The sequence below is a fragment of the Ewingella americana genome, assembly GCF_006438725.1.
GTDB classification, from domain to species: domain Bacteria; phylum Pseudomonadota; class Gammaproteobacteria; order Enterobacterales; family Enterobacteriaceae; genus Ewingella; species Ewingella americana_A.
Map to the genome: position 1 here is coordinate 285,408 of NZ_RCZD01000005.1, position 14,577 is coordinate 299,984.

A 14,577-nucleotide genomic window follows, 5' to 3' on the forward strand; every position below is an offset into this window, starting at 1 on the left:
TGGGAAGATAGTCTGCTCTTTCGTGGCAGTGGCCCCCTGTTTTCACTGAGTTCAGCAAAATAGAGATAAATAATGGTGCTTTTGGTAGACAAACCGGACGGCCATCATTAGAATGCGCCCAATTTGCCGAAAATTGTCTTCGGGGATGATTTTTGCATTGATTTAGAGCGGTTAATCTGAATTAATATGCAAATAATATGATTGTTTATTCCTGGAGGATGCTTTGATAAAGTCAGCGCTATTGGTTCTGGAAGACGGAACCCAATTCCACGGTCGGGCCATCGGGGCAGAGGGTACGGCAGTGGGGGAAGTGGTCTTCAATACGTCGATGACCGGCTATCAAGAAATTCTTACTGATCCCTCCTATTCCCGCCAGATCGTCACCCTTACTTATCCCCATATCGGCAATGTCGGCACTAACGCTGCTGATGAAGAATCCTCCGCAGTACACGCTCAGGGCCTGGTTATCCGCGATTTACCTCTTATTGCCAGCAACTACCGCAGTACAGAAAACCTCTCGGATTACCTCAAACGCCACAACATTGTTGCTATCGCTGATATCGATACCCGCAAACTGACCCGCGTACTGCGTGAGAAAGGCGCGCAAAACGGCTGCATTATTGCCGGTGATTCCGTTGATGCCGCTCTGGCACTGGAGAAGGCTAAAGCCTTCCCGGGTCTGAAAGGCATGGATTTGGCAAAAGAAGTCACTACGCAGGAAGCGTACAGCTGGCAGCAAGGCAGTTGGACACTTGAAGGCGAGCTACCGGAAGCGAAAAAAGAAGAAGAGTTGCCATTCCACGTGGTGGCCTACGATTACGGCGCTAAGCGCAACATCCTGCGCATGCTGGTGGACCGCGGCTGCCGCCTGACGGTAGTACCGGCACAGACTCCGGCAGAAGACGTCCTGAAGTTGAATCCAGACGGTATTTTCCTCTCCAACGGACCGGGCGACCCGGAGCCGTGTGATTATGCCATCGACGCCATCAAAGCCTTCCTCGAAACGGATATCCCGGTGTTTGGCATCTGTCTTGGCCATCAGTTACTGGCATTGGCCAGCGGTGCTAAGACCTTGAAGATGAAGCTCGGCCATCACGGCGGCAACCATCCGGTGAAAGATCTCGATAATAACGTGGTGATGATCACCGCGCAGAACCACGGTTTCGCGGTTGATGAAGAAAACCTGCCGACCCATTTGCGCGTAACGCACAAATCACTGTTCGACCATACGGTTCAGGGGATTCATCGCACCGATAAAGCGGCATTCAGCTTCCAGGGCCACCCTGAAGCCAGCCCAGGGCCGCACGACGCCGCGCCACTGTTTGATCACTTCATCGAACTGATTGAAGCTTTTCGTACAAATAACGCCAAATAACAGGAGCGAATAAAAAATGCCAAAACGTACAGACATAAAAAGCATCCTGATCCTTGGCGCCGGCCCGATTGTTATCGGTCAGGCCTGTGAGTTTGACTATTCGGGGGCCCAGGCCTGTAAAGCCCTGCGTGAAGAGGGCTACCGCGTCATTCTGGTTAACTCCAATCCTGCCACCATCATGACTGACCCGGACATGGCCGATGCGACTTACATCGAACCCATCACCTGGGAAGTTGTGCGCAAGATCATCGAAAAAGAGCGCCCCGACGCCGTGCTGCCGACCATGGGCGGCCAGACTGCGCTGAACTGTGCCCTTGAGCTGGAGCGTAAAGGCGTACTGGCTGAATTCGGCGTCACCATGATTGGTGCCACCGCAGACGCTATTGATAAAGCCGAAGACCGCCGCCGTTTCGACGTGGCGATGAAAAAAATCGGCCTCGATACCGCGCGCTCAGGCATTGCTCACAATATGGAAGAAGCGCTGGCGGTTGCCGCTGATGTAGGCTTCCCGTGCATTATCCGCCCATCATTCACTATGGGCGGCACCGGTGGTGGTATCGCGTACAACCGTGAAGAGTTTGAAGAGATTTGCGAACGTGGTCTGGATCTTTCGCCAACCAAAGAGCTGCTGATTGATGAGTCGCTGATTGGCTGGAAAGAGTACGAGATGGAAGTGGTGCGTGATAAAAACGACAACTGCATCATTGTCTGCTCGATTGAAAACTTCGACGCGATGGGCATTCATACCGGTGACTCCATCACCGTCGCCCCGGCGCAGACCCTGACCGACAAAGAATATCAAATCATGCGTAACGCCTCGATGGCGGTACTGCGTGAGATCGGCGTAGAAACCGGTGGCTCCAACGTGCAGTTCTCGGTCAACCCGAAAAACGGCCGCCTGATTGTTATCGAAATGAACCCGCGCGTATCACGCTCCTCTGCGCTGGCCTCGAAAGCGACCGGTTTCCCGATTGCTAAAGTGGCGGCTAAGCTGGCCGTCGGTTACACCCTCGATGAGCTGATGAACGACATCACCGGCGGCAAAACTCCGGCCTCGTTCGAACCGTCCATCGACTACGTCGTGACTAAAATCCCTCGCTTCAACTTCGAAAAATTTGCCGGTGCCAATGACCGTCTGACCACGCAGATGAAATCTGTCGGCGAAGTCATGGCGATTGGCCGTACGCAGCAGGAATCCCTGCAAAAAGCGTTGCGCGGTCTGGAAGTGGGTGTCAGCGGATTTGACCCGAAAGTCAGCCTCGATGACCCGGAAGCGCTGACCAAAATCCGTCGCGAGCTGAAAGAAGCAGGTGCTGAGCGTATCTGGTACATCGCCGACGCCTTCCGCGCCGGGTTGTCCGTTGACGGCATCTTCAACCTGACCAACGTGGACCGCTGGTTCCTGGTGCAGATTGAAGAGCTGGTGAAACTGGAAAACGAAGTCGCTGAAGGTGGCTTCAACATCCTGACGCCGGAATACCTGCGTATGCTTAAACGCAAAGGCTTTGCTGACCTGCGTCTGGCAACCCTGGTGGGTGTTTCTGAAGGCGAAGTGCGCAAGCTGCGTCAGAAATACAATCTGCATCCGGTCTACAAACGTGTGGATACCTGCGCGGCGGAATTCTCAACTGATACCGCTTACATGTACTCGACGTATGAAGAAGAGTGCGAATCCAATCCGACCAATGACAAGCCAAAAATCATGGTGCTGGGCGGCGGTCCTAACCGTATCGGTCAGGGCATTGAGTTCGACTACTGCTGCGTACATGCTTCACTGGCGCTGCGTGAAGACGGTTACGAAACCATCATGGTTAACTGTAACCCTGAGACGGTTTCAACGGACTACGATACCTCCGACCGCCTGTACTTCGAATCTGTCACGCTGGAAGACGTGCTGGAGATCGTGCGTATCGAGCAGCCGAAAGGCGTGATCGTCCAGTACGGTGGCCAGACGCCATTGAAACTGGCCCGCGAACTGGAAGCTGCCGGTGTGCCGATTATCGGTACCAGCCCGGACGCCATTGACCGCGCCGAAGACCGCGAACGTTTCCAGCAGGCGGTTCACCGTCTGGGGCTGAAACAACCGGCGAATGCCACGGTTTCAACCATTGAACAAGCCGTTGAGAAAGCTGCAGGTCTGGGTTATCCGCTGGTGGTGCGCCCGTCTTATGTACTGGGTGGCCGCGCGATGGAAATCGTGTATGACGAAATCGACCTGCGCCGTTACTTCCAGAATGCCGTTAGCGTCTCCAACGATGCACCCGTGCTGCTCGACCGCTTCCTTGATGATGCGGTAGAAGTGGACGTTGACGCCATCTGTGATGGCGAGCGCGTACTGATTGGCGGCATCATGGAACACATTGAGCAAGCGGGCGTTCACTCCGGTGACTCCGCCTGTTCCCTGCCGTGCTACACGCTGAGCAAGGAAATCCAGGACGTCATGCGCCAGCAGGTTGAGAAACTGGCGTTTGAACTTTGCGTTCGTGGTCTGATGAACGTGCAGTTTGCGGTCAAGAACAACGAAGTCTACCTGATTGAAGTTAACCCGCGTGCCGCACGTACCGTGCCGTTTGTCTCTAAAGCCACGGGCGTACCGCTTGCGAAAGTGGCGGCTCGCGTCATGGTGGGTCAGACACTGGCGCAGCAGGGGATGACCAAAGAGGTGATCCCACCGTATTACTCGGTGAAAGAAGTGGTACTGCCGTTCAACAAATTCCCTGGCGTTGACCCAATCTTAGGGCCAGAAATGCGCTCTACCGGGGAAGTGATGGGGGTCGGTCGCACCTTCGCCGAAGCCTTTGCCAAAGCACAGCTGGGGAGCAACTCTGGCATGAAGAAAGCCGGTCGTGCGCTGTTATCGGTACGTGACGGCGACAAAGCCCGCGTAGTGGATCTGGCCGCCAAGCTGCTTAAACGCGGTTTCGAGCTGGACGCGACTCACGGTACCGCGGTGGTGCTGGGTGAAGCGGGGATAAATCCGCGCCTGGTGAACAAGGTGCATGAAGGCCGTCCGCACATTCAGGACCGCATCAAAAACGGTGAATACGTTTATATCGTCAATACCACTGCCGGACGTCAGGCGATTGAGGATTCCAAACTGATCCGCCGCAGCGCCCTGCAGTACAAAGTACATTATGACACCACGCTGAACGGCGGCTTTGCCACCGCGATGGCGCTCTCTTCTGACCCGACAGAGCAAGTCACGTCGGTACAAGAGATGCACGCCAAAATCAAAGGCTGATGGCATAATTGACCGCTGAAATAGTGACAAAGGCGTGGCGCAAGCTGCGCCTTTTTCTTTTTATACGTCCAGCTTTTTACCTGAAAGCAGAAAATTGCGTATGCTGAAGTAAATAAAATAAAATAAGAGACCTGCATGATTCTCATCATTTATGCCCACCCCTATCCGCGCCATTCGCGGGCTAATCAGGGACTGCTGTTGGCTGTCCAGGATTTACCCGGCATTGAAGTCCGCTCGTTGTATGACCTCTACCCTGATTTCAATATTGATATCAGCGCTGAACAGAAGGCCGTTGAACGGGCCGATCTGGTGGTGTTCCAGCATCCGATTCAGTGGTACGGCCTGCCGCCGCTGCTGAAATTATGGATAGACAAAGTGCTGGAGCACGGTTGGGCATACGGCCATGAAGGCAACGCGCTGAAGGGGAAACACTGCCTGTGGGCCGTTACCACCGGCGGTAACGAGCATCATTTTGAACTGGGTGATCATCCGAGCTTTGACGTACTGGCGCAGCCTTTGCAGGCGACGGCAGTCTATTGCGGCATGCAGTGGCAGCCCTATTTTGCGGTGCATAACACTTTCATCTGCGATGAAGTCGCGCTGAAAGCGGCTGGTGAAGAGTATCGCAGGCGGTTGTCCGCTTGCCTGCGTTTGAAAGAGGGCTGCGCACCTGAGGTCAACTATGGACAACCATAATCTGATGATTGAGGGGCTGATTTACCTTGGCTCCGCCGCGCTGTTTGTGCCGATCGCCGTGCGTCTCGGTTTGGGTTCGGTGCTTGGCTATTTGATCGCCGGATGCATTATTGGTCCGTGGGGGCTGAAGTTGGTATCGGATGCCGAATCGATTCTGGCTTTTGCGGAAATCGGCGTGGTGCTGATGTTGTTTATCATCGGCCTGGAACTGGATCCTAAACGACTCTGGACGCTACGTGCCTCAGTCTTTGGTGGCGGCAGTATGCAGATGGTAGGGTGCGGGCTGGTACTCAGTTTGTTTTGCTATCTGCTCGGCCTCGACTGGAAAATTGCGCTGTTGATTGGACTGACGCTGGGGCTCTCTTCAACGGCCATCGCCATGCAGGCCATGAGCGAACGCAGCTTGACGCCATCACCTATTGGTCGCAGCGCGTTTGCCGTGTTGCTGTTTCAGGATATCGCCGCGATCCCCTTAGTGGCGATGATCCCCCTGCTGGCCAGTACCGGTGAGGCCACAACACTCGCGAGCTTTGGTCTTTCGGCAGCGAAAGTGCTCGGGGCGCTGACCGTGGTCGTGCTACTGGGTCGTTATGTTACGCGTCCTCTGCTGCACTTCGTGGCGCGTTCCGGCATGCGCGAAGTGTTCAGTGCCGTGGCACTGTTTCTGGTGTTTGGCTTTGGCATTTTGCTCGAAATGGCCGGTCTGTCGATGGCGATGGGGGCATTTCTGGCGGGTGTGATGTTGGCGAGTTCCGAATACCGCCATGCGCTGGAGAGCGATATTCAGCCGTTCAAAGGCTTGCTGCTCGGTCTGTTCTTTATCGGCGTGGGCATGTCTATCGACTTTGGCACGCTGATTCATCAACCGTTGCTGATTGCCACATTGCTGGCCGGTTTTATGGCGCTAAAGGCGGCGCTGCTCTGGCTGGTTGCGCCGTGGCTCGGCGTACCAAAAAAACAGCGCGGGCTGTTCGCTATCTTAATCGGGCAGGGCAGTGAATTTGCCTTCGTGATTTTCAGCGCCGCGCAAATGGCCGGGGTATTACCCGGCGAATGGGCGAAAGCGCTGACGCTGGCGGTGGCGCTGTCGATGGCTGTCACCCCATTGCTGCTGGTGCTGGCGGCACGTCTTGAACGTAATGCACCGAAAGATGACCGGCCACAGGACACCATTGACGAGGAAAACGCGCAGGTCATTATCGCGGGATTTGGCCGTTTTGGTCAGATAGCCGGGCGCTTGTTACTGGCCAATAATGTGCACACCGTGGTATTGGACCACGACCCTGACCACATCGAAACGCTGCGAAAATTCGGCACTAAAGTCTTTTATGGTGATGCCACGCGCGTTGATCTTCTCGAATCGGCCGGGGCAGCGAATGCCAAAGTGCTGATCAATGCCATCGATGACGTTGAGGCCAACCTGCAACTGACGGCGCTGGCGAAAGAACACTTCCCTAACCTGAAAATTATCGCCCGAGCCCGTGATGTTGATCACTGGTATCAACTTCGTCAGTTGGGTGTGGACGCGCCAGAGCGCGAGCTGTTCGAAGGCTCACTGCGCGTTGGGCGCGAAACGCTGGAGCTGCTGGGGCTGGATGCCTACGAGGCGCGCGAGAAGGCTGATTTGTTCCGTCGCTATAATATGAAAATGCTCGAGGCGACGCTGGAAAATTATGAAGATACCGAATTCCGTATTGCCAGTATGCAACGAGCAAAAGATATGCTCAGTGCAGCCATTGAGCAGGATCAGGAGCGTCTGGCCTCCGGGCAGCAGCAGGGTTGGCGCGGCAGTATTGACGGCAAGGCGCCGGAGAAGGAAGTCATTGAAGCTAAAGGATAAAACGCAGTAAATACAGGAAGAGATATCCGGGCGGCAGCGAAAGCACCGCCCGTTTTTTATCGCTGGGGAAAATGGCCGGAGATCAGCTCAGTGCCACTTTAATGCCTAAACCGATCAGCACGCCACCCAGCAGTTTGTCGATGATTTTCTGTGCCTTAGCCAACCCGCGGCGTACGGGCGCACTTTGGATCAGCAGCGCCAACAGCGGCCACCAAATTACGGACAGACCTACAATGATCGACGCGTACCACAGTTTTTCACCCAGACTGGAGTTAACCTGTAGGACCTGCGTGAACATCGCCAAAAAGAACAGGGTCGCTTTTGGATTCAGCAGGTTACATAAATAACCCTGTGCAAAGGCGGTTCGCAGTTTGACCTGCTTTTGCTCCAGTCCGTCGAGATTCATCTTGCTGTTGGTACGGGAAAACAGAGCCTGAATCCCTATCCAAATCAGGTAAGCCGCGCCGACATATTTCAGCAGGCCAAATAACCAGGGCGTGGTGGTGATCACCACGGCAAGACCTGCGACACAGTAAGACATGTGGGTGATCACGCCGCAAATCACACCCAGCGAGGTGGTCAGCGCCGCCATACGTGGGTAGCGCGCCGCATTTTTGATCACCAGGAAGAAGTCCGGGCCGGGTGAAAGCATGCCAAGGAAAGCGATGCTGGCAATAAACAGGGAGGTTTCAAGCATGAAAGTAACCGTCGTCAATGTTCAGAACGAAATAAGGCGGCATCATACGCCAATCCTGTCGACGCGTATCACACTTGCCGGTTTTTTTTGCAGGGTTCAACGAGGCGCACTACGTTATGCAAGCATCTGTCATTGAAAGCCCGACCGTGAGTTATCAGCGGGAAATAACCCGCCTGTGCATTGAATGTGCACTGATGCTGTTGCAGCACGGCGCAGAAAGTATGCTGGTTGAGCAACTGTCGGCTCGGTTGGGTATAGCGCTTGGCATGGACAATGTCGAAAGTTCGATTTCCGCCAACGCCGTGGTGCTAAGTACGATCAGTGCGGGCCATTGCCTGACATCGACGCGCAAAAATACCGATCGCGGTATCAATATGCATGTGGTGACCGAGGTACAGCATATCGTGATTATGGCCGAACACCGCTTGCTTGAAAGCTCTCTGGTCGCCAAGCGGCTGAGAAACATCAAGCCGCTACGTTACCCGCGCTGGTTGATGATTCTGATGGTGGCGCTTTCCTGTGCCTGTTTTTGTAGACTCAACGGCGGCGGTTGGGACGCTTGTCTTGTCACACTGTTAGCCAGTGGCGTGGCGATGGCGGTGCGCCAGACTCTGACCATTCGCCAGACACACCCGCTGCTCAACTTCTGCTGTACTGCATTTGTCGCCACTTCCATTTCTGGTTTATTGCTCAAGCTGAATATGTTCAGCCATGCCTCCAGCGTGGCGATGGCTGCCAGCGTTTTACTGCTGGTCCCTGGTTTCCCATTGATTAATGCCGTGGCTGATATGTTCAAAGGCCACGTGAATACCGGGTTGGCGCGCTGGACTATGGCCAGCTTATTGACGCTGGCGACCTGTATCGGCGTGGTGATGGCGATGTCGTTGTGGGGACTACAGGGATGGAAATGAGTCTGTTGTGGGCGTTGGTTCAGGATATGTTGCTGGCAGCGGTGCCGGCGTTGGGCTTTGCCATGGTATTTAACGTTCCGCCACGTGCGCTGCGCTATTGTGCACTGCTGGGAGCGCTGGGGCATGGTTCCCGTATGCTGATGATGCAAACAGGTTTCAATGTTGAATGGGCTTCGCTACTGGCGGCTATACTGGTGGGCGTGATTGGTATCCACTGGTCGCGCTGGCTGCTGGCGCACCCCAAAGTCTTTACTGTCGCTGCCGTGATCCCGATGTTTCCCGGCATCTCAGCCTATACTGCGATGATTTCGGTGGTGGAAATTTCGCATCTTGGTTACACCGAGGTGCTGATGTCCAGCGTCATTACCAATTTCCTGAAGGCCAGCTTTATCGTCGGTGCGCTTTCGATTGGTTTATCACTGCCTGGGCTGTGGCTGTACCGTAAACGCCCCGGGGTGTAAGCCGCACTGTACAGGGTCAGAAAACACGCATAGGCAACAGTTTAATATATCGTATTATGGGGAATATTCCCCTGTTCTGGGATGGCTTTCCGGTCATCCTCGAAGTTTTCATGAGGATAAATCACGCATTGATGAGAGCCGTCTTATATCTGTGCACAGTGTGACTATCCCTATCGACGGCTTGAGGGGCTTTCCGTATAGTGTCAGCACTTTTTCGGGTCACAATTTATCCGTCATATTTCACGTTGCACAAACGTTGTTTGAATCGGTTCCTGACCGGTTTGGCCTTCGTTTACAGCCTTCCTGCAACTCGAATTATCGAGGGTAAACTCTACATTAATACAGGGCCTCACAATGATTATCAGCCTGATCGCCGCACTGGCGACGGATCGCGTTATTGGCATGGAAAACGCCATGCCTTGGCATTTACCGGCTGACCTGGCTTGGTTTAAGCGCAATACGCTGAACAAACCGGTCATCATGGGACGCAAAACGTTCGACTCTATTGGCCGTCCTTTACCTGGCCGTTTAAATATCGTCATCAGTTCAAATCCAGGTACCCACGATGGCGTGACCTGGGTAAGCTCCGTTGACGCGGCGATTGCTGCTGCGGGCGACGTTGAGGAAGTCATGGTGATGGGCGGTGGCCGCGTGTATGAACAGTTCCTGGATCGTGCCGACCGTTTATATCTGACACACATTGATGCCGAAGTGGAAGGGGACACGCAATTCCCGGATTACGAACCTGATCAATGGGAAAGCACGTTCAGCGAATTCCACGATGCCGATGCGCAGAACTCTCACGGTTATTGCTTTGAAATTTTGGATCGCAACCGGGATTAATTCCGCAGCCTGGTCCAATCAAAAGGCACCTTTTCAGGTGCCTTTTGCATGTCCAGAGAACGCAGAATACTTCAGGACGCCTTGGGTGCCTGAGCCGGCTCTTTCTCACTGTTTCGGCTGGAAGGCTGAGTAAACCAGGCCTTGTCTTCCCAACGCACCATGGTCATAACGCCACCCCAGCAACAGCCGGTATCCAGCGCGTAGACACCTTCTGGCGTACCTTTGCCTTCGAGCGATGCCCAATGACCGAAAGCAATGCTGTAGCCTGCCTGGAGGATTGGGCTTTCAATATCAAACCACGGTTTAAGCGGTCGCGGTGCGTTATCTGGCGTGTCTTTGCAGATCATATCGAGCTGACCGCTCGGGAAGCAGTAGCGCATACGCGTGAGGGCATTGGTACTGAAACGCAACCGTGCCAGGCCGCTCAGTTCTGGCGACCAGTTATTCGGCATGTCGCCATACATGGCATCGAGGAAAAGTGGGTAGGTATCGCTGCTTAATACCGCTTCCACTTCACGTGCGCATATTTGTGCTGTTTCCAAATCCCACTGCGGCGTGATACCCGCGTGGGCCATCACCAGCTTAAGCTCTTCGTCAACCTGTAACACCGGCTGGCGTCGCAACCAGTTGATGAGCTCGTCGGCATCTTCAGCTGCGAGCAGCGGATTAAGACGATCTTTCGGTTTGTTGAAGCTGATCCCTGCATAGATGGCCAACAGATGCAGGTCATGATTACCGAGCACCATGCGCACGGAATCCCCTAAACTGCTGACAAAACGCAGCACTTCAAGTGAGCTGGGGCCTCGCGCGACGAGATCGCCCGTCAGCCATAAACAGTCATGCTGCGGATCAAAGTCTGCCTGCGCCAATAGCGCTTTAAGTTCATCGATACAGCCATGAACGTCACCAATAAGATATGTCGACATGAGGATTAATTAATCAGCGTTGGGATCGCGAGGCGAAAAACAGGGATAGGCACGCGGAACGGTTCACCGTTCTCTGCGACCATTTCGTAATGACCTTCCATTGTACCCAGCGGCGTTTCAAGAACAGCACCGCTGGTATAGTGAAATTCACTACCGGGCAGAATGAGGGGTTGTTGACCCACCACACCTTCACCCTGAACTTCAGTCTGACGTCCATTACTGTTGGTTATCAGCCAGTAACGGCGGAGCAACTGCACATTGAAACGCCCCACATTGCGTATGGTAATCGTGTAAGCGAAGACAAAACGCTCTTCATCAGGTATCGACTGTGACTCTATGTAGACACTTTGCACCTGAACACTGACGCGAGGTGAATCAAGCATGGCGTTACTCCCTATCCCCTTCACCCTTCGATAAAATGGCAACTCGAAAGGTTTGGGTCTATGAAATTATTATTCCGGCTTCGGTTCAGACGCTTTCGGCCGGGTCGATAACCAGTTAGCCAGTTTGCAGTATTGCTCAACAGAAATGTTTTCTGCGCGCATTTGCAAATCAAGGCCGAGTTCGGTCATTTGCTCTGGTGTGAACAAGTGGCCAAGACTATTGCGCACCGTTTTACGACGCTTGTTAAAGGCATCGGTGGTCAGACGGCTCAAAATTCTGATGTCATCTACCGGGTATGGAATGGTCGCATGTGGGATCAATCGCACCACGGCTGAGTCAACTTTTGGCGCTGGTGTAAAGGATTCCGGTGGCACTTCAAGTACCGGAATAATGTTGCAGTAATACTGCGCCATAATGCTTAAACGGCCAAATGCCTTGCTGTTCGGCCCGGCAACCAGACGGTTAACCACTTCCTTTTGCAACATGAAATGCATGTCACTAATGGCATTGGTATAAAGAAAAAGATGGAACATTAACGGGGTGGAGATGTTATACGGCAAATTACCGAACACGCGCAGCGGCTGTCCAAGCTCTTTGGAAAGCTCACCGAAATCAACCTTCATGGCATCGGACTGGATAACCCGCAGTTTACCCTGCATCTTGGGATTATTTTCCAGACGCGCTGCTAAATCACGGTCAATCTCGATAACTGTCATGCTGTCGAGGCGTGAAGCAACCGGCTCCGTCAATGCTGCCAGACCGGGACCGATCTCGACGACCGCCTGACCCGGCATAGGATGAATGGCCGATACAATGCTGTCGATAACAAACTGATCGGTTAAAAAGTTTTGCCCAAAACGTTTACGGGCAAAGTGGCCTTGGTGTACACGATTATTCATTGTAGTTATTTATCATTACTGGTGTTTGCCATGCGAATGGCGAGATTTATTGCTGTCTTGAAACTGCCTGCATCGGCGGTGCCGGTAGCAGCAAGTTCAAGGGCGGTGCCGTGATCAACGGAGGTCCGAATAAAGGGCAGGCCGAGAGTGATATTCACTGCGCGACCGAATCCCTGATATTTTAGCACCGGAAGGCCCTGATCGTGATACATCGATAATACGGCGTCAGCGTGTTGCAGATATTTAGGCTGGAAAAGCGTATCCGCAGGCAACGGGCCGATGAGGCTGATGCCTTGCTGACGCAGCGCTTCCAGTGCAGGAATGATGGTGTCGATCTCTTCATGCCCCATGTGGCCGCCTTCACCGGCGTGCGGATTAAGACCACACACGTAGATTTGCGGATCACGGATGCCAAATTTGGTCTGGAGATCATGATGTAAAATAGTGATCACTTCGTGCAGGCTTTGACGGGTTATCGCGGCAGGCACGGCGGAGAGTGGCAGATGCGTGGTCGCCAATGCAACGCGTAACTCTTCGGTGGCCAGCATCATCACTACGCGATCGCAGTGGCTGCGATCGGCAAAGAATTCGGTATGCCCAATAAACGGAATGCCCGCGTCATTGATAATACTTTTCTGTACCGGGCCGGTCACGAGGGCTGCAAACTCGCCTTGGATAGCACCGTCACAGGCACGGGCCAACGTTTGCACTACGTAGGCGCTGTTTGCCATGTTCAACTGGCCGGGTGTGACTGGCTCGGCGGTGGTGACGGGCAACACGGTCAGGGTACCGGCAGCCTGAGGCTGAGGTGGGACGCCTGGCTGGTAGTCGCGAAGCTGAATTTTCAGACCCAAAACAGCGGCCCGCTCAAGCAATAAAGCCGGATCTGCACACACTACCAGCTCAACAGGCCACGCCTGCTGAGCCAGAGCAAGTACCAGATCCGGCCCAACCCCGGCTGGCTCGCCGGGGGTGATGACCACAGATTTCGTCACGGAAGTATTATTTCCCATTACCGTCCATAATTTTCACGTACGCATTGGCACGCTGTTCCTGCATCCAGGTCTGAGCTTCTTCAGAGAATTTGCGGTTGAACAGCATCCGGTACGCACGTTCTTTCTGGGCAGCATCAGTTTTATCAACCTGACGGGTGTCGAGCACTTCAATCAAGTGCCAGCCGAAGGAAGAATGTACGGGTGCACTGAGCTGGCCTTTCTTCAGGTTGATCAGCGCTTCACGGAACGCAGGATCATACATGTCAGGAGACGCCCAACCTAAATCGCCGCCCTGATTGGCAGAACCGGGATCCTGAGAAAGCTGTTTCGCTTCATCAGCAAAATTAGCTTTACCACTGCGGATATCAGCAGCAACTTGCTCAAGTTTAGCTCTCGCCTGATCGTCCGTCATCACCACGGAAGGTTTCAGCAGGATGTGGCGTGCATGAATTTCTGTCACTGAGACGGTTTTGTTGTCGCCACGGATATCGTTCACTTTCAGAATATGGAAGCCTACACCGGAGCGAATAGGACCAATAATCTGGCCTTTCTGCGCAGTGCTTAGTGCCTGAGCAAACAGCGACGGCAGCTCCTGCAGTTTACCCCAACCCATGTTGCCGCCTTTCAGCGCCTGGGAGTCAGCAGAGTAGGTGATGGCCATTTTGCCGAAGTCAGCACCATTATTGAGTTCTCCCATCACTTTTTTCGCCAGTGCTTCAGTGGTATCCACCTGGTCCTGTGTCGGGTTTTCCGGCAAAGGAAGCAGGATATGGCTGAGGTTAAACTCAGCGCTGCCACCGTTTTGCGCGCCAACCTGCTTCGCCAGTGCATCCACTTCTTGTGGCAACACCGTCACACGTCGACGAACTTCACTGTTACGGACTTCGCTGATCATCATCTCTTTGCGGATCTGGGCACGGTAAGTGCTGTAGTTCAGACCGTCATAGGCCAGACGACTGCGCATTTGATCAACGGTCAGTTTGTTTTGTGCTGCAATGCCGGCAATGGCTTTATCAACATCTTCATCAGTCAGTTTGATGCCCATTTTATTGGCCATCTGCAACTGGATGTTATCCATGATCAAACGATCGAGGATCTGATGGCGCAGCGTGGCGTCGTCAGGCAATTGCTGATTGGCCTCTTTTGCCTGCTGTTTAACCGACTGCATCAGACTTGTGACATCACTTTCCAGGACCACGCCGTTATCGACCACGGCGGCCACTTTATCAACCTCTTGTGGAGCTGCAAACGCGGTGCTGGCACAAAGCGTTACGCCGAGGAGAAGGGTTCTCCAGTTCTTCATACTTTT

At 53.7% G+C, this 14,577-nt stretch carries 13 protein-coding genes; 7 read left to right on the forward strand and 6 right to left on the reverse strand.

Translation table 11 applies throughout. From position 1 onward, the window contains the following. The first annotated feature begins 223 nt into the window (after window positions 1–223). From carA to kefC, 4 genes are all read left to right on the forward strand, one after another. Window positions 224–1,375, forward strand: coding sequence for a glutamine-hydrolyzing carbamoyl-phosphate synthase small subunit (gene carA / locus EAH77_RS11405; protein ID WP_140472697.1), 1,152 nt, complete (start codon window positions 224–226; stop codon window positions 1,373–1,375). 16 nt (window positions 1,376–1,391) lie between these two features. Next, window positions 1,392–4,616 carry a carbamoyl-phosphate synthase large subunit gene (gene carB, locus EAH77_RS11410; protein WP_140472699.1) on the forward strand — a complete coding sequence of 1,075 codons (3,225 nt, stop codon included), beginning with the start codon at window positions 1,392–1,394 and terminating at the stop codon, window positions 4,614–4,616. 135 nt (window positions 4,617–4,751) lie between these two features. Further along, window positions 4,752–5,312, forward strand: a complete 561-nt coding sequence (kefF, locus tag EAH77_RS11415; protein ID WP_140472701.1) for a glutathione-regulated potassium-efflux system oxidoreductase KefF — start codon at window positions 4,752–4,754, stop codon at window positions 5,310–5,312. After that, window positions 5,299–7,152, forward strand: a complete 1,854-nt coding sequence (kefC, locus tag EAH77_RS11420; protein ID WP_140472703.1) for a glutathione-regulated potassium-efflux system protein KefC — start codon at window positions 5,299–5,301, stop codon at window positions 7,150–7,152. The genes kefF and kefC overlap by 14 nt, the downstream gene beginning before the upstream one ends. A gap of 82 nt (window positions 7,153–7,234) precedes the next feature. Here kefC and EAH77_RS11425 read toward each other — a convergent pair whose 3' ends face one another. Then, window positions 7,235–7,849 carry a LysE family translocator gene (locus EAH77_RS11425; protein ID WP_140472705.1) on the reverse strand — a complete coding sequence of 205 codons (615 nt, stop codon included), beginning with the start codon at window positions 7,847–7,849 and terminating at the stop codon, window positions 7,235–7,237. Between the two features lie 116 nt (window positions 7,850–7,965). On the opposite strand from EAH77_RS11425, the gene EAH77_RS11430 reads away from it, so the two are divergent. From EAH77_RS11430 to folA, 3 genes are all read left to right on the forward strand, one after another. Further along, entirely contained in the window at window positions 7,966–8,760 is a 795-nt protein-coding gene (locus tag EAH77_RS11430) for a threonine/serine ThrE exporter family protein (protein WP_140472707.1), read from the forward strand. After that, window positions 8,757–9,221, forward strand: a complete 465-nt coding sequence (locus tag EAH77_RS11435; protein WP_161985792.1) for a threonine/serine exporter — start codon at window positions 8,757–8,759, stop codon at window positions 9,219–9,221. The genes EAH77_RS11430 and EAH77_RS11435 overlap by 4 nt, the downstream gene beginning before the upstream one ends. Before the next feature lie 354 nt (window positions 9,222–9,575). Beyond that, the gene (gene folA, locus EAH77_RS11440) at window positions 9,576–10,064 is read left to right on the forward strand and encodes a type 3 dihydrofolate reductase (RefSeq protein WP_140472711.1); all 489 of its coding nucleotides are present in this window, start codon (window positions 9,576–9,578) and stop codon (window positions 10,062–10,064) included. Window positions 10,065–10,135: 71 nt separating this feature from the next. Here folA and apaH read toward each other — a convergent pair whose 3' ends face one another. The 5 genes from apaH to surA all read right to left on the reverse strand — a co-directional run bounded on the left by apaH (window position 10,136) and on the right by surA (window position 14,571). Beyond that, complete coding sequence (gene apaH / locus EAH77_RS11445; RefSeq protein WP_140472713.1) at window positions 10,136–10,990, reverse strand: bis(5'-nucleosyl)-tetraphosphatase (symmetrical) ApaH; 855 nt, start codon at window positions 10,988–10,990, stop codon at window positions 10,136–10,138. A gap of 5 nt (window positions 10,991–10,995) precedes the next feature. Beyond that, window positions 10,996–11,373 carry a Co2+/Mg2+ efflux protein ApaG gene (apaG, locus tag EAH77_RS11450; protein WP_140472715.1) on the reverse strand — a complete coding sequence of 126 codons (378 nt, stop codon included), beginning with the start codon at window positions 11,371–11,373 and terminating at the stop codon, window positions 10,996–10,998. A gap of 69 nt (window positions 11,374–11,442) precedes the next feature. Then, on the reverse strand, window positions 11,443–12,273 hold the full coding sequence (gene rsmA / locus EAH77_RS11455; RefSeq protein ID WP_140472717.1) for a 16S rRNA (adenine(1518)-N(6)/adenine(1519)-N(6))-dimethyltransferase RsmA: 831 nt from the start codon (window positions 12,271–12,273) through the stop codon (window positions 11,443–11,445). Window positions 12,274–12,278: 5 nt separating this feature from the next. Further along, on the reverse strand, window positions 12,279–13,286 hold the full coding sequence (gene pdxA / locus EAH77_RS11460; RefSeq protein WP_140472719.1) for a 4-hydroxythreonine-4-phosphate dehydrogenase PdxA: 1,008 nt from the start codon (window positions 13,284–13,286) through the stop codon (window positions 12,279–12,281). After that, entirely contained in the window at window positions 13,276–14,571 is a 1,296-nt protein-coding gene (gene surA, locus EAH77_RS11465; protein ID WP_140472721.1) for a peptidylprolyl isomerase SurA, read from the reverse strand. The genes pdxA and surA overlap by 11 nt, the downstream gene beginning before the upstream one ends. Window positions 14,572–14,577 lie beyond the last annotated feature (6 nt).